Raw genomic sequence first — 22,399 nt, 5'->3', positions numbered from 1 at the left:
GAGGATGCCGGGAGCCGCACGCCGGGGCAGTGTGCGCCGGGACCGAGCAGACCACGGAGGCGGTGCAGCGATGACCGGACGTTTCCCGGCGGAACTCAGACGGGCCCTGATCCCGTTCGCGCTGGCCCAGTTCATTTGCAGTTTCGCCGGCTCGAACATGAACGTGATGATCAACGACATCAGCGAGGACCTGGACACCACGGTCGCCGGAGTCCAGGTGGCCATCACGATCTTCCTGCTGGTGATGGCGGCCCTGATGATCCCGGGCGGCAAGCTGACCGACCGGATCGGCCGCAAACGCTGCCTGACGATCGGCCTGCTGATCTACGCGGTCGGCGCGCTGCTCAGCTCGGTCGCACCGGGCCTGGGCGTGCTGATCCTGGGCAACTCGATCCTGGAGGGGGTCGGCACCGCGATGCTGATCCCGCCGGTCTACATCCTGACCACCCTGCTCTTCACCGACCTGGCGTCGCGGGCCCGGGCGTTCGGCATGATCAGCGCGCTGGGCGGGGTCGGCGCGGCGGCCGGGCCGCTGATCGGCGGGCTCATCACCACGGTGTTCAGCTGGCGGGCCGCGTTCGTGTTCCAGGCGCTCGTCGTGCTGCTGATCGCGGTGCTCAGCCGGCGCTGGGTGCGTGACCCGCTGCCGCCGGACCCGACCCAGCCGACCGACCCGGCCGGTGCGGCGCTCTCCGCGCTCGGCCTGGTACTGGTGGTCTCCGGCATCCTGCTGGCCGACAACAACCTGCTGCTGTCCGTCGGCCTGGTGGTGGCCGGCGCGGGGGCACTGACCTGGTTCTTCTTCTCGATGCGCGCGAAGGAACGGTCCGGCCGGCCGGCGCTGCTGTCCACCGCGCTGTTCCGCGACCGGACCGCGAACCTCGGCATGATCACGCAGTGTCTGCAGTGGCTGATGCTGATGGGCACGTCGTTCGTGGTCTCGGCATACCTGCAGGTGGTCCGGGGCTACAACGCGATCGAGACCGGGCTGGTGTTCACCGCCACCACGGCCGGGTTGCTGCTCTCCTCGCTGGCCGCCGAGCGGTTCGCGAAGCGGCGCGCTCAGCGGACCCTGATCGTCGGCGGCTTCCTGATCACCGTGGTCGGGGTGGTGCTGCTGATCTCGCTGGCCTTCGCCTGGCACTCGGTGTGGGCGTTCGTCCCCGGGCTGTTCGTGACCGGGTTCGGGCTGGGCGGCATGCTCACCCCGTCGGTGAACGTGGTGCAGTCCGCGTTCGGCGAGGAGCTCCAGGGAGAGATCTCCGGGCTGTCCCGCAGCGTCTCCAACCTCGGGTCGGCGCTGGGCGGCGCGGTGGCCGGGACGATCCTGGTGGCGGTGGTGGGCAACCGGCCGGGCACGGCGTACGCCCTGGCGATGCTGGCCGTGGCGGTGGCCGGCGCGATCGGGCTGGTGGCGGCGTGGTTCCTGCCTAAGACCGAGCCTGTTCGCGCGTGAGCAGTTCCTGGGCGTGCCGGTCGGCCTCGGTGGGCCGGGCCGGGTCCAGGCCGCGGGGCCAGAGCCGGGCGTGCCGGACCGCGGCCACCTCGGCCGCGCCCACCAGCATGTTGCTGAGCAGGTAGAGCAGGGTGAACAGGCCGGCCACGGTGGCGAAACCGCCGTAGACCGGCCCGGCCCGCCGGATCAGGCCGGGCAGCAGCACCGCGCCGAGCTGGACCAGCAGGATCACCGCGCCCGCACCGAGCAGCGCGGCGGGCCAGAGCGACCGCAGCGGCGCCGGCCGGTCCAGCAGCACCCACGCGACCAGCAGCAGCACGACGAAGGCGCCGGCGAGCGCGCCGACCGCCGGCAGCGTGGCCACCAGCACGATGCCGGCCAGCAGGGCCGCCAGGGCGGCCAGCACCCGCAGGTAGCGGGAGACCAGGCCGGACCGGTCCCGGTAGGGGACCGCCGCGAGATGGTTGAGCGTCTGGTGCGCCGAGAGCACCACCCCGGCGGCCGCGTAGGCGAGCCCGGCCACCCCGAGGGCCAGGGCGGCGTACGACGTCGGCATCCCCGCGATCGCCGCGTCCACGTCCGCGCGCAGCGGCACCGGCACGATCGCGTCGACCACCTCGCGCCGCAGCTCCGGCCGGTCGGCCAGGATCTGCGACACGATCGTCACGCCGAGCAGCAGCACCGGGAAGAGACTGAGGAACCCGTAGTACGTGATCAGCGCGGCCTCCCGGGGCCCGCCGTCGTCCAGGTACTTGCGCAGCACCGCGTACCCGAAGCCGGGCACGCGGTGCCGTCGCTGCCAGTCGTCGAGCCCGCGGATCACGATCCGAAGGCGGCCGGCGTCGGCGGGGCCATGGCGTCGGCGACCTCGTCGCCGTGCATGGCGGCCGCCCAGGCGATCAGCGTGGCCAGCACGACCGCGATGATCGACCACACCGGGAAGACCGCGATGAACGTGAAGTTCACCAGCGCGGCCAGCACCGCGAGCTGGATCGCCACCACCCGCGCCCAGGTCAGCCCGCGGATCAGCCCGGCGCCGGTGACCAGGGCGAGCACGCCCAGCGCCAGGTGCATCCAGGCGAGCGCGGTCAGCGACACCGGCAGCAGCAGGTCGGCCCGGTCGCCGGCGATGAACTCCGGGCGCAGCAGCGTGACCAGCCCGACGGTCAGGTGTATCGCGCCGAGCAGGACCAGCAGGATGCCGCCGAACAGCACCCAGGCGACCCAGCCGGTGGCCCGGCTCTCCTCGATCTCCATCGTGAACCCCCGCTCAGCAGGTCGAGGCCATGGCGTCGCGCAGGGTGTGCGCGCTGGCCCGGACCGAGGTGACCGAGGTGCGGACGGTGGCCAGGTTGGCCACGCTCGGATCGCCCTGCGCGGCCCGCAGGTCGGCGCCGAGCTGGTCGACCGCCGTGCGCAGCGCTTCGGCCTGCGGCGCGAACTGGGCCTTGGCGTCCAGGTAGAGCTGGTTGAACTGGTCCTTGAGCTGGGTCAGGTACGGCCGCAGCGCGGACAGCCCGTTCTCCGAGACGTTGGTGTTCCGGATGTGGTCGACGGTGTTCTGCACCGACGCCAGGCTGTCGCAGACCGGTGGGGTGGACGGCTCCTCGGCGGCGCAGCCGGCCAGGCCGAGGAGGAGCACTACGACGAGGAAACGCTTCATGACCGGAGCGTGCCGCGTGGCCCGGCGAGTGGCTTCACCCGCGCCGGATGAGGCGGCGCCGGGTCCGCCGAACCGAGGATCGGGGGAGAGCACAAAGCAACCAGAAGGGGCAGCAGATGGCCATCGGACCGGTACAGCTGATCGTGCTGGGCTTCCGGCACCCGGACTTCCACGGCGAGGTCATCGCCGAGTTGGAACGGCTGCGGCAGACCGACACGGTACGAGTGATCGACGCCCTCGCCGTCTACAAGGACGCGCAGGGCGAACTGGAGGTCGAGCACCTCAGCAACCTGACCCGGGAGGAAGCCGTCGAGCTGGGCAGCAAGATCGGCGCGCTGATCGGGCTCGGCATCGAGGGTGAGGCCGGGATGGAGGCGGGAGCGGCGCTCGGCGCGGCGGCCGCGGACGCCGAGGGCGGTGTCGCGGTCTTCGACGATCCGCAGGCCTGGGACGTGCTGGGCGAGATCCCGAACGACAGTGCGGCCGCGCTCCTGCTGATCGAGCACCACTGGGCGGTGCCGCTGCGCGACGCGATCGCGCGGGCCGGCGGCGCCCGGCTCGCGGACGGGTTCATCAGCCCGTTCGACCTGATCGGGATCGGCCTGGTGAACGCCGAGGAGGCCAAGGAACTGCACGACCTGGAGACCGCGGGAGCCTGAGGGGAGACATCATGTTCGGATCACGGAGAGTGGCCCGGCGTACCGGGCGGCGCACCGCCCGCCGGGTGACCCGGCGCGTCGTCCGCCGGCGGTAAGCATTGATCGTCGCCCAGGTCCTCTTCTGGGCGACGATCAATTACCAGGCGGCGCGCACCAGGTCGGTGAATCCGTTCACCAGCAGCACCACGGCGATGCTGGTGAGCAGGATCCCGGCGACCCGGTCCAGGATGGCCGCCGCGGCCGGTGAGATCCGGCGCTCCACGTGCCCGGAGAGGTAGAGCGTCAGCCCGGTGACCAGGGCATACGCCACCGCGGCCAGCGACAGCCAGAGCCGGCCGGTCACGCTGCCCACGTCGGCGGCCGCCGCCACCCCGAACGCGAACGTGGTCCCCCCGACGGTCAGCGGGAACGTCAGCGGCGTGAACAGCACCGACCGGGGCGTGGCCGGCGCCACGTGCGTGGTGTCCGCCGGCACCGGATCGCCGGATCCGCGCATCAGCGGCACCGCGGCCAGGATCAGCGCGATGCCACCGGTCGCGGTCAGCGCCGCCGTGCTCAGCCCGAGCAGCTCCAGCAGCGGCTCGCCGACCCAGATGGCCAGCAGCACGAACACCACGACGTTGACGGCCAGCCCGGCCGCCATCCGCAGCTGCTGCGGATGGCTGAACGGCCGGACGTACGGCAGGTAGGACGACAGCGCCGCCACCGGGCTGTAGAGCGCGAACAGCGCCAGGAACAACACCAGCGCCTCATAGTCGAAGGACACCGCGACCTCAGAACTCCACCGCGTCGCGGATCAGCGGGCAGGTCATGCAGTGCCCACCGCCGCGGCCCCGGCCCAGCTCGGCGCCGACGATCGTGATGACCTCGATCCCGGCCCGCCGCAGCAGGGTGTTCGTCTGGGTGTTGCGGTCGTAGGTGAAGACCACACCCGGTTCGACAGCGACCGCGTTGTTGCCGCTGTCCCACTGCTGGCGTTCCGAGGCGTACACGTCGCCGCCGGTCTCGATCACCCGCAGCTGCTTGAGGCCCAGCGACTCCGCCACCACCTCCACGAACGACCGGTCACCCTCGTCGATCACGTCGAGGCCGGTGTCCCGGTCGCTGGGCACCAGGGTGAACGTGTGCACCCCGTCCATGATGTGCGGGTACAACGTGACCACGTCGCGGTCGGCGAACGTGAACACGGTGTCCAGGTGCATGGCGGCCCGCAGCTTCGGCATCCCGGCGACGATCACCCGCTCGGCGGCGCCGGCCGCGAACAGCGCCGCGGCGACCTGGGTGATGGCCTGCCGGGAGGTGCGCTCGCTCATCCCGACCAGCACCACGCCGTTGCCGACCGGCATCACGTCGCCGCCCTCGAAGGTGGCAAGTCCCCAGTCCCGCTCCGGGTCGCCCCACCAGACCGGCGCGCCGGCGAAGTCCGGGTGGAACCGGTAGACCGCCTTCATCAGCAGGGTCTCGTCGTGCCGGGCCGGCCAGTAGAGCGGGTTGAGGGTCACCCCGCCGTACAGCCAGCAGGTGGTGTCGCGGGTGTAGAGGGTGTTGGGCAGCGGGGGCATCAGGTACTCGCGGACGCCGGTGGACTCCCGGGCCAGGGCGAGATAACCGGAGCGGACCTCGGCCGGCAGGTCGGCGGTGGACAGCCCGCCGATCAGGTACTCGGTGAGCTCCCGCGGCTTGAGCTCGCCCAGGAACGCGCGGGTGTCGTCGAGCAGGCCCAGCCCGACCTCGTTGGCGATGATCTTGCGGTCGAGCAGCCAGTCCCGGGCCTCGGTGATCGCCATCGTCTCGGCGAGCAGGTCGTGCAGCTCGACCACCTCCACGCCGCGGGACCGCAGCTTGTTGACGAAGTCGGCGTGGTCGCGCTGCGCCATCTCCACCCACATGACGTCGTCGAAGAGCAGGTCGTCGGCGTTGCTCGGGGTGAGCCGGCGGTGCGCCAGGCCGGGCGCGCAGACCAGCACCTTGCGCAGCCGGCCGACCTCCGAGCGCACACCCAGCGTGGTGGCGTCGTGGTCGAGGGACATGGGTTGCCTCCTGAAAGGTCAGATGGAGATCCAGCCGGTCGCGAGCGCCGTGATGCCGGCGACGGCGCCGATCACCGAGACGGCGAGGATGACGAGTTCGCGGCCGGAGAACAGCTGCCGGCCCTGCTCCCGGCGGGCCAGCACGAACAGCAGCGTGGCCGGGGCGTAGACGATGAACGAGACGAGCAGGAACTTCGGCCCGGCCGCGAAGAGCAGGAAGATCGTGTACGCCACGGCCAGCACCCCGACGGTCAGCTCCCGCCCCCAGCCCCGTGGCTGCTCGCGGTAGGTGTCCCGGGTGACGGCGAGCTTCAGCGCGTACGCGGCGGCGAGCAGGAACGGGATCAGGCTCAGCGCGCTGGTCAGGTCGAGCGCGAAGTTGAACGCGTCCTCGGAGAAATACGTGACCACCAGGACCACCTGGATCAGGGCGGTGGTCAGCAGCAGCGCGGCGAACGGTACGTCACCGGCGGTGGTGCGGCGCAGGAACCGCGGCATGTCGTCGTCCTGGGCGGCCACGTAGAGCACCTCGGCGGCCATCAGCGTCCACGCCAGGTAGGCGCCGAGCACCGACACGATCAGTCCGATACTGACCAGGACCTTGCCCCACTCGCCGACGGCCGCCTCCAGCACCCCGCCCATCGAGGGCTGACGCAGCGCGGCGATCTCGTCGCTGGGCAGGATGCCGTACGACACGATCGTCACCGACGCGAAGACCGCGAACACCGCGAGGAACCCGAGCACGGTGGCCCGGCCGACGTCCTGGCGGCGCTTGGCGTGCCGGGAGTAGACGCTGGCCCCCTCGACACCCAGGAACACGAAAACGGTGACCAGCATGGTGCCCTTGACCTGCTCGAACAGTGATCCCATGCCGGTGCCGCCGCGCAGGTTGTCGGCAAACACGCCCGGGTCCAGGGCGAAGAGCGCGAGCAGCACGAAGACCAGGATCGGCACCAGCTTGGCGATGGTGACGATCCGGTTCACCACCGCCGCGTCCTTGACACCGCGCTGGATCAGATAGAAGAAGACCCACACGCCGACCGTCGACAGCACTATCGACAACCAGGTGTCGCCGTCGCCGAGTCCGGGAACGACCGCTCCGACCGTCGACATGATCAGCACCCAGTAGGTCACGTTGCCCACACAGGCGCTGGCCCAGTACCCGAACGCGGAGAAGAACCCGAGATATTCACCGAACCCCGCTTTGGCGTACGCGTAGACGCCGGCGTCCAGGCCGGGCTTGCGTACCGCGAGGGTCTGGAAGACGAACGCCAGCATCAGCATGCCCGCGCCGGCGATGGTCCAGGCGATCAGCGCCCCGACCACCCCGGTCTCCTGGGCGAAGCGACGCGGCAGCGAGAACACGCCGGCGCCGATCATCGACCCGACCACCATCGACGTCATGGTCAGGAAGCTCAGCTTCTGCACGGTCGACGCGGGCGGTGCGGTGTCGGTTCCGGCCACGGTGCTGTGCCTCCCTATCCGGGTGTCGCCACGGGCCTCTATCCGGGCGTCGCCACGGTCACGCCGGCCCGCTGCGGTGCGCCGGCCCGCTGGAATCCGACCTGGACCGTGTCGCCCGGCCGGTGCGCCTGCACCGCCACCAGCAGCTGGTCGGTGCTGGTCACCGCGACGTCGCCGACCTGGGTGATCACGTCGCCGGCCCGCAGCCCGCCCCGGGCGGCGCCGAGTCCGGGCAGCACCTGCTCGACGTAGGCCCCGCGCGGCAGCCCGGTCGACCGGGCCATCTCGTCGGTGACCGTCACGCTCAGCACCCCGAGCACCGGGTGCTCGGCGCGTCCGTTCTTGATCAGCTGGTCGGCGACCGACACGGCGAAGTCGATCGGGATGGCGAAGTTCAGGCCGATGCTGCCGCCACCACCGTCCGGGGTCTGCGCCCCGGCCGAGTTGACGCCGACCTGCCGCCCCGCGCAGTCGGCGAGCGGGCCGCCGCTGTTGCCCGGGTTGACCGCCGCGTCGGTCTGCACCGCGTTGATCAGCGCGGCCGGCTCCTCGCCCTGACCGACGTCGACGTACCGGTTGAGCGCGCTGACCACGCCGGCGGTGATGGTGGCGCTCAGGCCGAGCGGCGAACCGGCCGCGACCACCGGCTGCCCGACCACCAGGGCCGAGGAGTCGCCGAGGGGTCACCGGGGTGAGCCGGGCCGCACCCGGGTCGACGCGGAGCACCGCGAGGTCGGTCGCCGGGTCCCGGCCCACTATTGTCGCGGCGACACCGGCCGGGCCGCGGGCGAAGTCGACGGTCACGGTGCCACCCGCCCCCGGCGCGACGACGTGGTCGTTGGTCAGGATGTTCCCGGCACTGTCGAGCACCGAGCCGGACCCGATCCCGCTGACGTCGCCGCGCCGCACGTGCACGGTCACCAGCGACGGGAACACCCGCGCGGCCACCCCGGCGACGTCGCACGACCCGGCGCCGGCCGGCCCGGCCGACGCCGTCGTCGTGGTGGCCGGGTCGTCGTCGGCGATCAGCGCGCCCACGACCCCACCGGTTCCGCCGGCGACCAGGGCCAGCCCGGCCGCCGCGGCGACGACCCGTCCCGTGCTGGCGTGCACGCGGGTTCCTCAGGCCGCGCCGAGCTCGGCGGCGAGTTCCCGCTCCTGCTCGTGCGTCAGCGACGTCTGCAGGACCTCGCCGCCGAACGGCCGCAGCGCGTCGAGGAACTTGTCCTCGGTCCGCTGCGCACTCATGATCACAACGGCGGACTTGCCCGGCGCCAGCAGGTCGTGCACCCGCTTGCGGAACGAGTCGTTGATCCCGGCCTTGCCGAGCTTGCCGAACAGCGCCCCGAGCGCACCGCCGACCACCGCCCCGGCCACCGGCACCAGGAACAGGATCCCGAACAGCGCACCCCACAGCGCCCCGCCCGCCGCACCGGTCTTGACCAGATGCCCGGGCGTGTCGACGTGGCTCTTACCCTCACTGTCCACGTTCACCACCGCGAGCCCGGTCAGCTCCACGATGTGGTCCTTGTTCAGGTCGATGATCTGCTCGTAGGCCCGCACGGCGGTGTCGTGGTCCTCGTACCCAATGATGATCAAGTCAGACATGGTTCTCCCTCTCGCAATCGGCGCCCCGGAGCCTAGGCACCACCCATCCCGCCCCAGCTCATCCAGAGCGGATGATTGCCCCACCCCGGGCCGGCGCTGACGGCTGCCTCGGGTCCGCCGACCCAGCCGTGGGCACCAGCCGCCGGACCCTGGCTGGCTTCCAGGGGTGTCTCGCCGACGGCGAGACACCCCTGGAGACCAGCCGAAGCCGCCGAGCCGCGAAAAACGCGGCGCGGCGGTGTCTCACGGCTGGCGAGGCACCCCTGGCGACCAGCCGGCGGCCAGGTGGCGCAGGCGGGTCCAGTCCAGCTGCGGGGGCGGGGCGGGGACGCCCGGGCGGTCGCGGGGCACCCGGACCCGCAGCGCGCCGGGGCGGATCGCGCAGTGCACCGGCGTCGGCAGCAGCAGCGCCTCGCCGTCCACGCCGACCGGTACCTCGCCGGTGTCCGCGTCGACCACCGCGGAACGGGCCGCCCGCACGGTCAGCGCCCGGGCCCGGCCGCGCCGGCCGATCAGCCCGGCCGCGTCCATGGCGCCGCGGACGGTCACCGCGAGCACGCCCAGCTCGCCCCGGTCCAGCCGGGGCCGCTGGCCGGAGTCGGTGCGGTAGGCGTTGTTGCTGATCAGCACGGCCTGCGGCCCGGTCACCGTGGTCCCGTCCACGGTCAGGCGCAGCGGTTCCGCGCCGGCCAGCGCGGTGGGCAGCAGGTCGAGCGCGGTGCCCAGCTTGGCGTCCCGGTAGGCCGGGCTCTGCACCACGGCGGCGTAGGCGCCGAACGACGCGTTGTTGACGAACGTCCGGTCGCCGATCAGGCCCAGGTCGATCCGCAACTCCTCGCCGTCGGCGAGCGCGTCCAGGCAGGCCGCTGGGTTCTCCCGGTCCAGGCCCAGGTCCAGGGCGAAGTGGTTGCGGGTGCCCGCCGAGATCACCAGGAACGGCAGGCCGTGCTCGGCCGCGACCCCGGCCACCAGCGCCTGGGTGCCGTCGCCGCCGGCCACCCCGAGCAGGTCCGCGCCGTCGCGGATCGCGGCCCGGGCCACCTCGGCGACGTCGACCGCCGGTCCGTCCAGCAGGAACACCTCGGCGCCGAGGTCGCGGGCCCGTTCGTCCAGGTGGAACCGGCCGACCTTCCCGCCGCCCGAGCGCGGGTTCATGATCAGGTAGGGCCGGTGCGGCGGCGGGGTGACGACCGCGTCCGGCCCGCCGTCGGTCACCGCGAGTGCCCGCCGGCCGGCCGCGACCGCGCCCGCCCAGAGCAGGCCGAACAGCACCACCACCCAGATCAGCCGGGCTCGCGCGTAGAGCACCGCCACCACCAGCGGGGCGAGCACCACGATCAGCCCGGCCACCCAGCGCAGCAGCCCGCGGTGGGTGAGGAACCACCAGGCCGCGGCCAGGGTCACCGCGCTGCCCAGGACGGCGGTCAGCAGCAGCGCCAGGCTGCCGCCCAGCCCGGCAGCCGCGAGGACCAGCACGGTTGCGGCCGCGGCGGCGACGAAGGCCAGGCGGGCGAGCCAGGGCCGGCTCGGGTTGAGGTCGGTCATGGCGTCCAGCGTCGCGGGTGGCCGGGGCGGCGGCCTCACTCCGGCGGGATGAGGTGGCGACGGGATCTCTGGTGGAGCGTGGCAGCGAGCCGCGGCGTCCCCGCGGCATCGGGAGGAGAGGAGGGCCGACTGTGTCGACTCCAGCGGTCGGCAAACGGCTGCGGCACCCGGCCGAGATGCCGTTCTACGTGTTCATGGTGGTGCTCAACCTGGTCATCATCTGGCTGATCCTGCAGGCCGCGATCACCCTGCCGGTGCTGCCGGAGCGGCTGCGCGACGGGGCCTGGGGCACCGCGGTGCGCAGCGCGTTCCTCGGGCTGTTGCTGCTGATCCCGGCCCTGGTGGTGATCCGCGAGACGCAGCGTGCCTCGGTGCGCGGCAGCGCGGTCCAGCTGAGCCGGCACCAGTGGGGCGACCTGTACCGCACCGCGGACGACTTCGCGCATCGGCTGGGCCTGCCCCGCCGGCCGACGATCTACCTGGCCAACGGCAACGGCACGCTCAACGCGTTCGCCGCCCAGGCCACCGGCCACGACTACGTGGTGCTGGCCAACGAGCTGTTCGTCAATCTGCGGGAGAACAACCGGGACGGGCTGCGGTTCATCCTGGGCCACGAGCTGGGCCACATCCGGCTGCATCACGTCTCGCTGTGGTACCAGCTCTCGGTCGCCTATTCGGAACGGATCCCGCTGCTCGGCCCGGCCCTGTCCCGGCTGCGGGAGTACTCCTGCGACCGGCACGGCGCACACCTGTGCCCGTCCGGCGCGAGCGGTCTGGTGCTGCTGACCTCCGGGCGGCACACCGAGCACACCACCGACCTGGAGCAGCTGCTGCGGCAGGGCCGGGCGCTGCGCGGCTTCTGGGTGGGTCTGGCCCAGCTGACGCGGTCGCACCCGTTCACCGTGCGGCGGATCGAGCGGCTCTTCCAGCTCGGGCTGCTGCACGCCGGAGTCCCGGAACGTTCCGCGAAAGAAGACTTCGCGACATAGGAGTCAGTCAATGAAAAACCAGGAGGGAGCGAGCGATGCCGGATGCCACCTACCAGGTGCGGGTCTCCGGAGAGCTTCCGGCCGAGCTGCTGGCCGAGCTGCACGACCTGACCGTCAGCGTGGAACCGCCGGAGACCGTGCTGCACGGAAGCCTGCCGGATCAGTCCGCCGTGGTCGGGTTGATCTCCCGAATCCACGGGCTGGGTCTGCGGTTGATCGAGGTTCGCCGCCTGCCGGCGGATGATTCTCCGGCCGGATGAGACCCCGATCCGGGTACGGCCTGGTCCTGTGCCTGATCGTGGGCACATACCTGCTGGCCCTGGTCGCCGAGCGGCGCTGGATGGTGACCGTCCTGCTGGCGGTGCAGACCGCCACGGTATGGCAGTCACTGCGGGTCTCCGGCGCCCGCCCGGCGCTGCGGCTGGCCGGCGCGGGAGTGTTCGCGCTCGCGCTGACCGCCGCAGTGATCAACCTGGTCGCCCGCGGGCAGCCGCTGACCGCTGTGGCGTTCTCCGCGGCCAGCGCGCTGTACCTGCTGGCACCGTTCTCGATCGTCCGGGACCTGGGCCGCCGGGACCGGGTCGACGCGCAGACGATGCTCGGGGCGCTGGCGGCCTACCTGCTGATCGGGATGGCGTTCGGGTTCGCCTACGCGTGCGTGGCGGCGTGGCAGCCCGGACCGCTGTTCGGTGAGGGCGGTGATCCACCGCTGTCCCAGGCGCTGTTCTTCAGCTTCGTCACGGTGACCACCACCGGGTACGGCGACCTGGTCCCGGCCGGCAACCCGGCGCAGACGATCGCCGTCGTCGAGGCGCTCACCGGCCAGCTGTTCCTGGTCACCGCGGTGGCCAAGGTCGTCGAGAACTGGCGTCCGCGGAACTGGCGTCGCGGCTCATCCACCGGGGATGACGCGGCCGCGCCGGACGTCCGGTGAGCATGCCGCTCATCGATGAGATCTGGAGGAAAGAACATGTCGGAAACACAGCAGAGAGCCAACTTCGCGGACGAGGAGCCGTACAACCCGTCCAGTGCCCCGCCGCCCAGCGCCTGGGTCGGCATGGTGGTGTTCGCCGGCGTCATGCTGCTGCTGATGGGCGGCTTTCAGGCGATCGAGGGCATCGTCGCCCTGGTCCGTGACGACTACTACCTGACCACCCGTTCCGGGCTGGTGCTGACGTTCGACTACACCACCTGGGGCTGGACCCACCTGCTGATCGGGGTGATCGCGCTGCTCACCGGTGTCGGTGTGCTCCTCGGCCAGATGTGGGCCCGGGTGGTCGGCATCATCATCGCGGTGCTGGGCGCGCTGGCGAACCTGATGTTCCTGCCCGCCTACCCGATCTGGGCCACCATCATGATCGCCACCGACGTACTGATCATCTATGCCCTGGCCGCGCACGGCCGTGAGGTCCGGTCCCGCTGACCGGGACCCTGTCAGGAGAGGCGGCCCAGATGGTCCGCAAGACAGGATGGCTGAGCCTGACGGCCGGGGTGTTCGCCCTGGTCCTGGGGATCGTCGCGTTCGCCTGGCCCTCGGCCACGCTCAAGGTGGTCGGGTTCCTGTTCGGATTGAACCTGCTGATCGTGGGGGTGATCCGGATCCTGCAGTTCGTGTTCACCCCGGAGGCGCCGGTGGCCGGCCGGGTGCTCGGGGTCATCTTCGGGGTACTGGTCGGCCTGCTCGGCATCCTGTGCCTGCGCAACCTGGCCGGCTCGGTCACGCTGCTGCTGGTCATCGTGGCGCTGGGCTGGCTGCTCGAAGGCCTTGCCGAGATCTTCACGAGCGTCGGCGACGGCGGCGCGGGCGGTGGCGCACGGATCGCGCTCGGCCTGGTCGCAGTCCTCGGCGCGATCGCGGTGCTGGTCTGGCCGGGGCTGGGGCTGGCCACGTTCGTGTTCATCGGCGCGACGACACTGTGCTTCGTCGGTATCGCCGGCATCTTCGCCGGCGTCGCCAGCCTGCGGGCCCGGCCCGCCTGACCCGCACAGCGAAGGGCCCGGCGCTGATCAGCGCCGGGCCCTGTTGCTGTTTACTTCTGGTAGCTCTGCAGGAACAGCGCCTCGGCCAGCGCCAGATCGGCGATCTCGCGCGGGTCGACGCTCTCGTTCGGGGCGTGGATCAGCGCGTGCGGCTCCTCCACCCCGATCAGCATGATCTCGGCGTCCGGGTAGGTGTCGGCGAACACCGTGCACAGCGGGATCGACCCGCCCTGACCGAGCGTCGTCATCTCCCGCCCGTACGACTCGCGCATCGCCGCGGCGAGGGTCCGGTACGCCGGCCCGCCGGTGCGCGCCTCGAACGGCTGCCCCAGCGCCTCCGGCAGGACGTCCACCCGGACACCCCAGGGCGCCACCGCGTGCAGGTGCGTGATCAGCGCGTCCTGGGCCTTGGTCGCGTCGACGCCGGGCGGGACCCGCAGGTTGAGCCGGGCCCGGGCGTGCGGCTGGATGGCCGCGGCCGAGCCGACCACCGGCGGGCAGTCGATGCCGAGCACGGTCACCGCCGGCCGGGCCCAGACCATGTCCGACACCGATCCGTCGCCGAGCAGGCCCACGCCGTCGAGCAGGCCGATGTCCGAGCGGAACTGCTCGGGCGGGTACGGCCCGCCGCTCCAGAACTGATCGTGCTCGAGCCCCGCGACCGTGGTGTTGCCGGCCCGGTCCCGCAGCGTGGCCAGGATCTGGATCAGCGCCGCCAGGGCGTCCGGTGCGGCGCCGCCGAACATGCCGGAGTGCAGCTCGTTGCGCAGCGCCTCGACCGTGACCACCACGTTGACCATGCCGCGCAGCGTCACCGTGGCGGCCGGCACCCCGACCGCCGCGTTACCGGTGTCGCAGACCAGGATCGCGTCGGCGCGCAGCAGGTCCGGGTGGCGGACCACGAAGTCCTCCAGCCCGCCGGTGCCCTGCTCCTCGGAGCCCTCGACGATCAGTTTGAGATGCACCGGCAGCGGGCCGGGACCCAGCGCCCGCAGCGCGGTCAGGTGCATCACGATGTTGCCCTTGCAGTCGGCGGCGCCCCGGCCGTACCAGCGGCCACCGGACTCGGTGAGCTGGAACGGCGGGGTCCGCCAGGCGTCCTCGTCCAGTGGTGGCTGCACGTCGTAGTGCGCGTAGAGCAGCACGGTCGGCGCGTCCGGGTCGCTGCCCGGGCGCTCGCCGTAGACCGCGTGGCTGCCGTCGCTGGTCTCGTGCAGGCCGAGCCGGGTGAAGCCGGCCTCGGCGAAGTTGTCCACCACCCAGTTCGCCGCCCGCAGGCACTCCTCGGGCGGGAACTGCCGCGGGTCGGCCACCGAGCGGATCGCCACCAGGTGGGCCAGGTCGTCGTGGGCCCGCGGCATGAGCGCGGCGATGTCGTCACGAAGCGCCATGTCACGCGTCCTTCAGATCGTTGATCACGTCCTGGAAGGCGTCCACGTACTGCGGGCAGTACACCTTCATGATCAGAAGCTGGCCCTGCATGAGGTTGTTGTCGACCAGCACCGGGCGCTGCCCGGGGCCGGCCGCGCCGTTGGTGAGCATCCCGTAGAGCGTGCTGCGGCGCAGCGCGTCGGTCGGGTCGGCGCAGATCGCGCCGCCGTCGTCACCGAGCACCCGGACGAGCTGGTCCCGGGTCGGCACCCGCAGGCCGGCCGTGGCCAGCGCGGTCTGCAACTGCTCGGCCTTCGCGATCGCCTGCTCGGTCTCCTTCTTGCCGTGGTAGGAGACCAGGGCGACAGTGCCGAGCACGATGAACAGCACGCCGGCGACGAGGTAGACGATCCGGTTCTTCACGAGGCCTCCTTCCAGGACGGTTTGCGCAGGCGGTAGAAGAGGTACGGCACCAGCAGGCCGAGGCCGAGCGCCCCGCCCGCGACGATCGCCAGGTACACGCCGACGCTGCCGCCGCCGAACTGCGACGACGGGACGAAGCCGATCAGCAGGGCGGCCAGTGAGGCGGCGAAGCCCACCCCGCACAGGGCGGTGAGCATCGGGGCCTTGTACCCGCGCGGGTGGTCCGGCTGGTTGCGGCGCAGGCGTACGGCGGCCACGAACATCAGCAGGTACATGATCAGATAGACCTGCGTGGTGATCACCGAGAAGATCCAGTAGACGCTCGACACGTCCGGGATGAACGCGTACGCCAGCGCGATGACCGTGGTGACCAGACCCTGGGTGACCAGGATGTTCTGCTGCACGCCGTGCTTGTTGAGCCGCTGCAGGAACGGCGGCAGGTAACCCTCCTGGCGGGAGATCAGCAGCAGCCCGCGGGACGGACCGGCCAGCCAGGTGAGCATGCCGCCCAGCGACGCGGCGACCAGCATGACGCCGAGGATCGGGGTCAGCCACTGCGAGTCGAACGCGGCGAACACCGCGTCGAACGCCTGCATCACCCCGGCGGTCAGCGAGAGCTGATCGGCCGGCACGATCCAGCTGATCGCCAGCGCGGGCAGGATGAAGATCAGCAGGACCAGGCCCATGGCCATGAACATCGCGCGCGGGAACTCGCGGCCGGGCTTGCGCAGCGAGGAGACGTGCACGGCGTTCATCTCCATGCCCGAGTAGGACAGGAAGTTGTTCACGATCAGCACCAGGCTGGACAGCCCGGCCCAGGCCGGCAGCAGGTGACTCGCGGTCATCGGCGCGGCCGACTCGTGGCCCTGGCCCAGGAACGCGATGCCCAGGATCACCAGCAGCGCGCCCGGCACCAGCGTGCCGATGATCAGGCCGCCGCTGGCCAGACCGGCCACCCCGCTGGTGCCGCGGGACGACACCCAGACTCCGGCCCAGTAACAGACCATGATCACGATGGCGGTCCAGACACCGCTGGACGCCAGGTCCGGGTTGATCACGTAGGCCAGGGTGCTGGCCACGAAGCCGAGCAGGCTGGGGTAGTAGAAGATGGTCATCGCGAACTGGCACCACACGGCCAGGAAGCCCATCGGCTTGGACAGGCCCTCGCTGACCCAGTTGTAGACGCCGCCGCTCCAGCCGGACGCCAGTTCCGCGGAGACCAGCGCGGTCGGCAGCAGGAACACGATGGCCGGTACGACGTAGAGGAAGATGCTGGCCAGGCCGTAGACGGCCATCGTCGGCGAGGGACGGAGGCTGGCCACCGAACTGGTGGTCATCAGGGCCAGCGCGACCCAGGAGATGTAGGCGACGGTACGCTTGGGTTGCGGTGGCGCCGTCGCTTCGTTTTCCGCCTCAGCGCTCATATCGTCCCTTTCGGATAGGTGAGACTCCGGCGGAATCATCGGTGGGCTCCGATGCCGTGCGCCTCATCCGTGGGGGGCGGTTCGGATCCAGCCGGCCGCCGTACCAGGCGCTCGCGACGGCGGTGGCGCAGCCGAGGACCTCCAGCAGCAGCACACCGGGCGCGACGACGCGGTCGCCGCTGCGCACCCGGACCAGGGCCAGCACCGCGAACGCGACGAGCACGCCCATGTCGAGCAGCAGGATCAGCGCCCGGCGCGGGTCGCCGACGGCGTCGACGCTGCCGGCCACCGCGGCGAGGACGCCGCCGAGCAGACCGGCGAGCACGTTCCAGAACGCCAGGGTGCCGACCAGCGCGGGTGCACCGAGCTGGGTCGCCAGATCGAGCAGGGCGGCCACCGTGAAGAATCCGAGCGGGAACATCAGCAGCAGCGGCTGGACCGGGTTGCCACCGAGACGGAGACGGCTCTGCATGACCTCTGAGCCTGCGCCCGGCCGGTCCGCGGAGCGTCACCCCGTACGGATGAATCGTCCGACCGATGCGGCGCCGACCAGCATGCCGACCGCGATCGCGACCAGCAGCGACACCATGTCGGCCACCCCGGTCACCCCCTGGATCGGGTCCCCGCCGATCCAGCTCTCCAGCCCGCGCAGCCCGTGCGACCCCGGCGTGAGCACGTAGAACGCGCCCAGATAGAGCACGTACGCCGGTGGCAGCCCGGGCCGGCGGCCGAGCAGCAACGCGGTCACCGTCATCACGATCGCGCCCAGGAACGTGCCGGCCGGGTCGCCGGCCGCGCGGGTACCGGCCGCGGTCACCGCCGCAGTCAGCAGCACCAGCCCGAGCGCCCACGGGAAGTCCCGCAAGGACATCGAGAACGTCAGCATCACCCCGATCGCGAACAGCACCCAGCCGCCCCACACCTCGAGCGGACCGAGCGTGCCCGGCACGGTCACGTCGAACAGCGCGCTCTGCGGCACCCGCAGCAGCACCGTCGCGATCAGCGCGCCGAACGCCAGCACCAGCAGCACCACCACGCTGTAGACCAGCCGGGCGGCGCCCGCGGTCATCCGGTTCGCGGCCAGCTCGAGCGCGGCGGCGCTGATCGCGTCGCCGGGGATGAAGTAGAACAGCGCCGGCACGATCAGCTGGATCGGCCCACCGGCGATCAGGTCGTGCCGTTGCAGGGTCAGCACCACCATCGTGACCAGCAGCGACGCCAGGAACGGCTCGATCAGGGCGAGCCGCCGGTGACCGCCGCCGGCCACCACCAGCAGCCCGATCAGCAGGCCGGTCAGCGCGGACACGCCGACCTGCTGCCAGGTGGCCTGCACCGAGACGCCGAAGCCGACGGTGAAACAGACCAGCCCGAGCACCTGCCAGGGCTTCGCCCAGCGCGGCGGCAGCGCGCGGATCGCGGCCAGCCGCCCGGCGGCCTCGGCGGCGGGCAGCCCCTGGCGGATCTCGGCGAGCAGCCGCTTGGTCCGGGTGACCTGGTGCAGCGGCGGCACGCCGGGCTCGCGGGCGAACGACAGCGTGCGCTCGCCGACCGACAGCAGCGCCGCGTCGGCCAGGAACGTCGTCTCCACGGTGTGCCCGTACCGTCCGGCCACCTCCCGGACGATCGCCTCGCACCGCATCGTGCCCTCGAAACTGGAGCTGAGCAGCCACTCGGTCAGCGGCCCGAGCAGCGCGAGGAGCTCCTTCTCGGTGGTCATCGGGCCAGGGCGCGGTAGATCGGGTGCCCGCAGAGCACCCCGAGCGCGATCGCCACCATCGAGCCGGTCGCGCCGATCAGGTCCTGTACGCCGCGGACGGCGTCCTGGCCGAGGTACTCGGTCAACCCGATCAGGGTCAGCGCACCGGGCACCAGCAGCCAGAACCCCGGCAGGAACGAGACCAGTGCCGGTGGCCCGGAGGGCAACCGCTCCACCAGATAGGCGACCACGGTCAGGACCAGCCCGCCGACGAACCCGCTCAGGTATCCGCCGAGCACCAGGTTGCCCAGGTACTGGCCGGCCCATCCGGCGTAGAGCACCAGCAGCAACCAGCCGAGCGACCGGCGTGGCCCGGCGAGCAGCAGGAAGTCGCCGATGCCCACGACCAGCGGACCCAGCCACGGCGCCCAGCCACCCACGGTGCCGGCCGCGGCACCGCTCTCCGGCGCCGGCACGCCGGCGACGTGCGCCGCGCCGACGATCCCGAAGGCGAGCAGGAGAAGCTGCAGGCCGCCGGCGACCAGGCGGCTGGAACCGGCGACCATTTCGTACGCGGACAGCTCCACCACGCCCATGGTCAGCATCGCCCCGGGCAGGAACGTCACCAGCGGCGCCACCATGGCCCGCAGGTCGGTGCCCGCCCAGCCCACGCCGGACAGCAGGAACGTCGCCGACGAGACCACGAACGCGGCGACCACCGGCATGATCATCTGTACGCTGGCCCAGCGCGCGCCGACCAGCCGCAGCACCCCGATCAGCACCCCGAACATCCCGGCCAGCAGCACGTCGGCCCAGGTCGGTACGAGCAGCAGGCAGACGCCGGCGGTCAGCACGGCGTGCCCGAAGACCCGGGTCACCGCGCCGAACCGGGGTGGCATCCGCACCGCGGCGAGCACCTGGCGGACACCCTCGGCGGGGGACACCTCGCCGCGTTCGGCGGCCCGGAGCACGTCGTACACCGCGGTGGTCTGGTCCAGCCGCAGCCCGCCGCGCAGGGCCCGGGTCGGTTCCAGCGTGGCCGGGCGGCCCGGCTCCAGGGACAGCACCACGTAGGTGGGCAGCACGCTGACCCGGGCCTGCGGGGCGCCGTAGGCCGCGGCCACCCGCAGCAGCCGTTCCTCGATCTGGTTGACCGCCTCACCGGCGGCGGTGAGCGCGCTGCCCAGGAACAGCAGGAGTTGCTGCAGGTCCTTTTCGTCCGGTGGGGTGTGCGACACGGTCGATTCGGCCATGGTGTCCGAAGGTAGGGGAGCCGGGCGGCCGGGCGATTCATCCGGCGCGAGCGATGCCCGGGCCCGGCATCGCCGGAAAGCTGGCTGCCATCGAGCCCAACCCCTCAGGAGCGGCCCATGCCGGCGATCGACTCATCGAAGCAGGACAGCCGGGCCGCGGGGCTCGGCGTGTTGCTGGCGGCCTGCGTCTCCGCGCTGGTGGTGAACGCCAACACGTCCGCGGTGACCATCCTGCTCCCGGCGATCAGCCAGGACACCGGCGCCCCGGTGGACACCCTGCAGTGGGCGGTGACCGGATACATGCTGGTCGGCGCGGCGGTGATCATCACCTCGGGCGCGCTCGGCGACGTCTTCGGCCGGCGCCGGATCTTCCTGACCGGGCTGGTGCTGTTCGTGATCTCCTGCGTGCTGATCGCCTTCTCCACCGGTGCCGCCGGGGTGATCGGCGGCCGGATGATCCAGGGCGCGGCCGGCTCGACCATCCTGGCCTGCGGGATGAGCCTGCTCTCGGTGGACTCGGCCGGGGCCGGGCAGCTGCGGGCGATCACGTTCTGGGGCGCGGCGTCGGCGGTCGGCGGCGCGGCCGGGCCACTGATCGGCGGGGTGCTGGTCGGTGTCACCGGCTGGCAGGGACTGTTCTGGATCGACGCGGCGATAGCGGCCCTGTGCGTGCCGCTGACCCTGCGCACCGTGCGGGAGTCCCGCGACCCGGACCGGCCCCGGGAGATCGACGTGCTCGGCACGGTGCTGGTCGCGGTGGCGCTGGTCCCGCTGGTGCTCGCGCTCAGCGAGGGCGGCACCTGGGGCTGGCTCTCCTTCCCGACGATCGCCTGCCTGCTGCTCGCGGTGATGGGCGGCGTCGGCTTCGTGATCGCCGAGCGGCACGCCACCACGCCCCTCGTCGACCTGGCGTTGCTGCGCAACCGGGTGCTGGTCGGTTCGACCCTGGCGATCCTGCTGGTGGCCGGTGTGATCAACGCGCTGATGTACCTGCTCAGCCTGTACTTCCAGAACCCGGACGGCTTCGGGATGAGCGCACTGGAGGCCGGGCTGGCCACCCTCCCGGCGGCGGCCGCCATGATCGCGATCACCCCGCTGATCACCCCGCTGGCCGTGAAGATCGGCGCTCGGGCCGCCGTCGCGATCGGTTTCGGTCTGGCCACCGTCGGGTTCGCGGCGCTGGTGTTCGTCGACCCGTCCTGGTCCTACGGCGCGTTCGTGCTGCCGCTGATCGTGCTCTCGGTCGGCCTCGGCCTGGCCAACGGCCCGGCGTCCTCGGCGTCCACGGCGGCCGTCGACCCCGACCAGGTCGGTCAGGCCTCCGGCATCTCCAACATGGCCCGGTACGTGGGCGGATCACTCGCGGTCGCCGCCGCCGCCACGGTCTCCACCGCGGTCAGCTCCGGCCGGGCCGCCGACGGTGAACCGGCCGACGCCGTGCTCGCCGCCGGACTGGCCGGTGGCGCCCTGCTGATGACGCTCATGTCGGCCGCCGGGGTGGCCCTGGTCCTGCTGCTGCGGCGGCACCGGTCCGAGCCGGCCACCGCGGTGCACCTGGCCGCGGCCGCCGCGGTCACCAGCCACACCATCCCGACCCGGCCCACCGGAGGTGCCTGATGGCCCCGTTCACCAGCAAGGACTTCACCCAGCGGATGGAGCGGGCGGTGGCCCAGGCGGGGGAGGCCGGGCTCACCGGCCTGCTCGTCACCCCGGGCCCCGACCTGACCTACTTCACCGGCTACCGACCGACCGCGATCACCGAGCGGCTCACCGCGCTGGTGCTGGACCGCGACCACGAGCCACGGCTGATCGTCCCGGTCCTGGAACGGCCGGACGCGGCCGCGGCGCCCGGAGCGCCCGCGGTCACCCTCAGCGGCTGGGCGGACGGCGCCGACCCGTACGCCACCGCGGCCCGGCTGCTCGACCCGGTCGGGCGCTACGCGATCTCCGACTCGGCGTGGGCCCTGCATCTGCTCGGCCTGCAGCAGGCGCTGCCCGGGACGTCGTACACGTCGATGACCGCGACGCTGCCGATGCTGCGAGCGGTCAAGGACCCGGACGAGGTGGAACGCCTCGCGGCGGCCGGCGCGGCCGCGGACGCCGCCTATCTGGACATCCTCGGCGTGCCGTTCGCGGGCCGTACCGAGCGCGCGGTCGGCGCCGACCTGGCCCACCTGCTCCGCGAGCACGGCCACTCCCAGGTCGATTTCACCGTGGTCGGCTCCGGCCCGAACGGCGCGAACCCGCACCACGAGATGGGCGACCGGGTGATCCAGCGCGGCGACATGGTGGTGCTGGACTTCGGCGGTCTCAAGGACGGGTACGGCTCGGACACCACCCGTACCGTGCACGTCGGCGCGCCCACCGCGGAGGAGCTGGAGATCTTCGACGTGGTGCGGCGGGCGCAGCAGGCCGCGTTCGAGGCGGTCCGCCCCGGCGTGACCTGCCAGGAGATCGACCGGACGGCCCGGCGGGTGATCGAGGCCGACGGGTACGGCGAGTACTTCATCCACCGGACCGGCCACGGGATCGGCCTGACCACCCACGAGCCGCCGTACGTGGTGGAGGGGGAGCGGCAGGCGCTGCTGCCCGGGATGTGCTTCTCCATCGAGCCGGGGGTCTACCTGCCGGGCCGTCTCGGCATCCGGATCGAGGACATCGTGACGGTCACCGAGACCGGCGGCCGCCGCCTCAACAACACGCCCCGCGACCTGCACATCGTCGCCTGAGTCTGCCTTCCGTTCGACACGTCGCGGGCCGATGGGGGTCGCTCGCGGCGTGCGGGGTGCGGGCCGCCGCGTCCGTTCACGTTCCGGCCGGCCCCCCGCCCCTCCGCCC

24 protein-coding genes and 1 pseudogene are annotated in these 22,399 nt (G+C 72.1%); 9 read left to right on the top strand and 16 right to left on the bottom strand.

Annotated elements, in window-relative coordinates; genetic code table 11:
• The first annotated feature begins 70 nt into the window (after positions 1 to 70).
• Positions 71 to 1,456, top strand: coding sequence for an MFS transporter (locus ADL15_RS32695; RefSeq protein ID WP_067699224.1), 1,386 nt, complete (start codon positions 71 to 73; stop codon positions 1,454 to 1,456).
• Here ADL15_RS32695 and ADL15_RS32690 read toward each other — a convergent pair.
• Genes ADL15_RS32690 through ADL15_RS32680 form a run of 3 tightly spaced genes read right to left on the bottom strand, consistent with a single transcriptional unit; the run spans position 1,431 to position 3,119 of the window.
• Complete coding sequence (locus tag ADL15_RS32690; RefSeq protein WP_232344702.1) at positions 1,431 to 2,279, bottom strand: YihY/virulence factor BrkB family protein; 849 nt, start codon at positions 2,277 to 2,279, stop codon at positions 1,431 to 1,433. The two genes, ADL15_RS32695 and ADL15_RS32690, sit on opposite strands and share 26 nt — an antisense overlap.
• The gene (locus tag ADL15_RS32685; RefSeq protein ID WP_067699222.1) at positions 2,276 to 2,713 is read right to left on the bottom strand and encodes a DUF7144 family membrane protein; all 438 of its coding nucleotides are present in this window, start codon (positions 2,711 to 2,713) and stop codon (positions 2,276 to 2,278) included. The genes ADL15_RS32690 and ADL15_RS32685 overlap by 4 nt, the downstream gene beginning before the upstream one ends.
• 13 nt (positions 2,714 to 2,726) lie before the next feature.
• Entirely contained in the window at positions 2,727 to 3,119 is a 393-nt protein-coding gene (locus ADL15_RS32680) for a hypothetical protein (protein ID WP_157441737.1), read from the bottom strand.
• A gap of 116 nt (positions 3,120 to 3,235) precedes the next feature.
• On the opposite strand from ADL15_RS32680, the gene ADL15_RS32675 reads away from it, so the two are divergent.
• On the top strand, positions 3,236 to 3,778 hold the full coding sequence (locus ADL15_RS32675; protein WP_067699218.1) for a hypothetical protein: 543 nt from the start codon (positions 3,236 to 3,238) through the stop codon (positions 3,776 to 3,778).
• Between the two features lie 136 nt (positions 3,779 to 3,914).
• Here the strand turns inward: ADL15_RS32675 and ADL15_RS32670 are convergent, their stop codons facing one another.
• The 7 genes and pseudogenes from ADL15_RS32670 to ADL15_RS32645 all read right to left on the bottom strand — a co-directional run bounded on the left by ADL15_RS32670 (position 3,915) and on the right by ADL15_RS32645 (position 10,425).
• Positions 3,915 to 4,544, bottom strand: a complete 630-nt coding sequence (locus ADL15_RS32670) for a MarC family protein (protein ID WP_067699216.1) — start codon at positions 4,542 to 4,544, stop codon at positions 3,915 to 3,917.
• Between the two features lie 7 nt (positions 4,545 to 4,551).
• On the bottom strand, positions 4,552 to 5,808 hold the full coding sequence (gene arcA, locus ADL15_RS32665; RefSeq protein ID WP_067699213.1) for an arginine deiminase: 1,257 nt from the start codon (positions 5,806 to 5,808) through the stop codon (positions 4,552 to 4,554).
• A gap of 18 nt (positions 5,809 to 5,826) precedes the next feature.
• A complete protein-coding gene (locus ADL15_RS55810) occupies positions 5,827 to 7,272 on the bottom strand; it encodes a basic amino acid/polyamine antiporter (RefSeq protein WP_232344678.1) in 1,446 nt (481 codons plus the stop codon).
• A gap of 38 nt (positions 7,273 to 7,310) precedes the next feature.
• A complete protein-coding gene (locus ADL15_RS56885; RefSeq protein WP_067699211.1) occupies positions 7,311 to 7,931 on the bottom strand; it encodes a S1C family serine protease in 621 nt (206 codons plus the stop codon).
• A gap of 85 nt (positions 7,932 to 8,016) precedes the next feature.
• A pseudogene (locus ADL15_RS57160) lies at positions 8,017 to 8,142 on the bottom strand (hypothetical protein); the annotation flags it as partial.
• Positions 8,143 to 8,394: 252 nt separating this feature from the next.
• Positions 8,395 to 8,880 (bottom strand): DUF1269 domain-containing protein, encoded by a 486-nt coding sequence (locus ADL15_RS32650; protein ID WP_067699209.1) that lies wholly within the window; start codon positions 8,878 to 8,880, stop codon positions 8,395 to 8,397.
• A 243-nt stretch (positions 8,881 to 9,123) separates the two neighbouring features.
• On the bottom strand, positions 9,124 to 10,425 hold the full coding sequence (locus ADL15_RS32645; protein ID WP_067699207.1) for a diacylglycerol/lipid kinase family protein: 1,302 nt from the start codon (positions 10,423 to 10,425) through the stop codon (positions 9,124 to 9,126).
• A 131-nt stretch (positions 10,426 to 10,556) separates the two neighbouring features.
• On the opposite strand from ADL15_RS32645, the gene ADL15_RS32640 reads away from it, so the two are divergent.
• The 5 genes from ADL15_RS32640 to ADL15_RS32620 are packed head-to-tail and all read left to right on the top strand — an operon-like array spanning position 10,557 to position 13,394.
• Positions 10,557 to 11,414, top strand: a complete 858-nt coding sequence (locus tag ADL15_RS32640) for a M48 family metallopeptidase (protein WP_232344676.1) — start codon at positions 10,557 to 10,559, stop codon at positions 11,412 to 11,414.
• A 35-nt stretch (positions 11,415 to 11,449) separates the two neighbouring features.
• Positions 11,450 to 11,674 carry a hypothetical protein gene (locus ADL15_RS32635; RefSeq protein ID WP_067699206.1) on the top strand — a complete coding sequence of 75 codons (225 nt, stop codon included), beginning with the start codon at positions 11,450 to 11,452 and terminating at the stop codon, positions 11,672 to 11,674.
• Complete coding sequence (locus tag ADL15_RS32630) at positions 11,671 to 12,348, top strand: potassium channel family protein (RefSeq protein ID WP_067699204.1); 678 nt, start codon at positions 11,671 to 11,673, stop codon at positions 12,346 to 12,348. Before ADL15_RS32635 ends, ADL15_RS32630 begins: the two co-directional genes overlap by 4 nt.
• A gap of 36 nt (positions 12,349 to 12,384) precedes the next feature.
• Complete coding sequence (locus tag ADL15_RS32625; RefSeq protein ID WP_067699202.1) at positions 12,385 to 12,837, top strand: DUF7144 family membrane protein; 453 nt, start codon at positions 12,385 to 12,387, stop codon at positions 12,835 to 12,837.
• Positions 12,838 to 12,866: 29 nt separating this feature from the next.
• Positions 12,867 to 13,394, top strand: coding sequence for an HdeD family acid-resistance protein (locus ADL15_RS32620; protein ID WP_067699200.1), 528 nt, complete (start codon positions 12,867 to 12,869; stop codon positions 13,392 to 13,394).
• 50 nt (positions 13,395 to 13,444) lie between these two features.
• On the opposite strand, the gene ADL15_RS32615 is transcribed toward ADL15_RS32620, so the two are convergent.
• From ADL15_RS32615 to ADL15_RS32590, 6 genes are read right to left on the bottom strand one after another with little or no spacing between them, the layout of a single operon-like run.
• Entirely contained in the window at positions 13,445 to 14,785 is a 1,341-nt protein-coding gene (locus ADL15_RS32615) for a dipeptidase (protein WP_067699198.1), read from the bottom strand.
• A 1-nt stretch (position 14,786) separates the two neighbouring features.
• Positions 14,787 to 15,188 carry a hypothetical protein gene (locus ADL15_RS32610; protein WP_083972037.1) on the bottom strand — a complete coding sequence of 134 codons (402 nt, stop codon included), beginning with the start codon at positions 15,186 to 15,188 and terminating at the stop codon, positions 14,787 to 14,789.
• Positions 15,185 to 16,612 (bottom strand): APC family permease, encoded by a 1,428-nt coding sequence (locus ADL15_RS32605; protein WP_067699196.1) that lies wholly within the window; start codon positions 16,610 to 16,612, stop codon positions 15,185 to 15,187. Before ADL15_RS32605 ends, ADL15_RS32610 begins: the two co-directional genes overlap by 4 nt.
• On the bottom strand, positions 16,602 to 17,084 hold the full coding sequence (locus ADL15_RS32600; RefSeq protein WP_067699194.1) for a DUF2231 domain-containing protein: 483 nt from the start codon (positions 17,082 to 17,084) through the stop codon (positions 16,602 to 16,604). The genes ADL15_RS32605 and ADL15_RS32600 overlap by 11 nt, the downstream gene beginning before the upstream one ends.
• 36 nt (positions 17,085 to 17,120) lie before the next feature.
• On the bottom strand, positions 17,121 to 18,329 hold the full coding sequence (locus ADL15_RS32595) for a threonine/serine exporter family protein (protein WP_067699192.1): 1,209 nt from the start codon (positions 18,327 to 18,329) through the stop codon (positions 17,121 to 17,123).
• Positions 18,326 to 19,561, bottom strand: a complete 1,236-nt coding sequence (locus tag ADL15_RS32590) for a threonine/serine exporter family protein (RefSeq protein WP_067699190.1) — start codon at positions 19,559 to 19,561, stop codon at positions 18,326 to 18,328. Before ADL15_RS32590 ends, ADL15_RS32595 begins: the two co-directional genes overlap by 4 nt.
• A gap of 117 nt (positions 19,562 to 19,678) precedes the next feature.
• Here ADL15_RS32590 and ADL15_RS32585 point away from each other — a divergent pair, with 117 nt between their 5' ends.
• Both ADL15_RS32585 and ADL15_RS32580 read left to right on the top strand, forming a co-directional pair.
• Positions 19,679 to 21,178 carry an MFS transporter gene (locus ADL15_RS32585; protein ID WP_067699189.1) on the top strand — a complete coding sequence of 500 codons (1,500 nt, stop codon included), beginning with the start codon at positions 19,679 to 19,681 and terminating at the stop codon, positions 21,176 to 21,178.
• A complete protein-coding gene (locus tag ADL15_RS32580; RefSeq protein ID WP_067699187.1) occupies positions 21,178 to 22,290 on the top strand; it encodes a M24 family metallopeptidase in 1,113 nt (370 codons plus the stop codon). Before ADL15_RS32585 ends, ADL15_RS32580 begins: the two co-directional genes overlap by 1 nt.
• The last annotated feature ends 109 nt before the right edge of the window (positions 22,291 to 22,399 follow it).

It is taken from the genome of Actinoplanes awajinensis subsp. mycoplanecinus (assembly GCF_001509495.1).
Taxonomy (GTDB): domain Bacteria; phylum Actinomycetota; class Actinomycetes; order Mycobacteriales; family Micromonosporaceae; genus Actinoplanes; species Actinoplanes palleronii.
This window is presented reverse-complemented; position numbering and strand designations above follow the sequence as displayed.

Bases quoted from the DNA above. Each gene is read 5' to 3' on its own strand.
- ADL15_RS32645 (WP_067699207.1), bottom strand. From the start codon at position 10,425: ATGACCGACCTCAACCCGAGCCGGCCCTGGCTCGCCCGCCTGGCCTTC.
- ADL15_RS32585 (WP_067699189.1), top strand. From the start codon at position 19,679: ATGCCGGCGATCGACTCATCGAAGCAGGACAGCCGGGCCGCGGGGCTC.
- ADL15_RS32695 (WP_067699224.1), top strand. From the start codon at position 71: ATGACCGGACGTTTCCCGGCGGAACTCAGACGGGCCCTGATCCCGTTC.
- ADL15_RS32650 (WP_067699209.1), bottom strand. From the start codon at position 8,880: ATGTCTGACTTGATCATCATTGGGTACGAGGACCACGACACCGCCGTG.
- ADL15_RS32625 (WP_067699202.1), top strand. From the start codon at position 12,385: ATGTCGGAAACACAGCAGAGAGCCAACTTCGCGGACGAGGAGCCGTAC.
- arcA (WP_067699213.1), bottom strand. From the start codon at position 5,808: ATGTCCCTCGACCACGACGCCACCACGCTGGGTGTGCGCTCGGAGGTC.
- ADL15_RS32680 (WP_157441737.1), bottom strand. From the start codon at position 3,119: ATGAAGCGTTTCCTCGTCGTAGTGCTCCTCCTCGGCCTGGCCGGCTGC.
- ADL15_RS32590 (WP_067699190.1), bottom strand. From the start codon at position 19,561: ATGGCCGAATCGACCGTGTCGCACACCCCACCGGACGAAAAGGACCTG.
- ADL15_RS32685 (WP_067699222.1), bottom strand. From the start codon at position 2,713: ATGGAGATCGAGGAGAGCCGGGCCACCGGCTGGGTCGCCTGGGTGCTG.
- ADL15_RS32630 (WP_067699204.1), top strand. From the start codon at position 11,671: ATGAGACCCCGATCCGGGTACGGCCTGGTCCTGTGCCTGATCGTGGGC.
- ADL15_RS32605 (WP_067699196.1), bottom strand. From the start codon at position 16,612: ATGAGCGCTGAGGCGGAAAACGAAGCGACGGCGCCACCGCAACCCAAG.
- ADL15_RS32615 (WP_067699198.1), bottom strand. From the start codon at position 14,785: ATGGCGCTTCGTGACGACATCGCCGCGCTCATGCCGCGGGCCCACGAC.
- ADL15_RS32675 (WP_067699218.1), top strand. From the start codon at position 3,236: ATGGCCATCGGACCGGTACAGCTGATCGTGCTGGGCTTCCGGCACCCG.
- ADL15_RS32595 (WP_067699192.1), bottom strand. From the start codon at position 18,329: ATGACCACCGAGAAGGAGCTCCTCGCGCTGCTCGGGCCGCTGACCGAG.
- ADL15_RS32635 (WP_067699206.1), top strand. From the start codon at position 11,450: ATGCCGGATGCCACCTACCAGGTGCGGGTCTCCGGAGAGCTTCCGGCC.
- ADL15_RS32580 (WP_067699187.1), top strand. From the start codon at position 21,178: ATGGCCCCGTTCACCAGCAAGGACTTCACCCAGCGGATGGAGCGGGCG.
- ADL15_RS32600 (WP_067699194.1), bottom strand. From the start codon at position 17,084: ATGCAGAGCCGTCTCCGTCTCGGTGGCAACCCGGTCCAGCCGCTGCTG.
- ADL15_RS32620 (WP_067699200.1), top strand. From the start codon at position 12,867: ATGGTCCGCAAGACAGGATGGCTGAGCCTGACGGCCGGGGTGTTCGCC.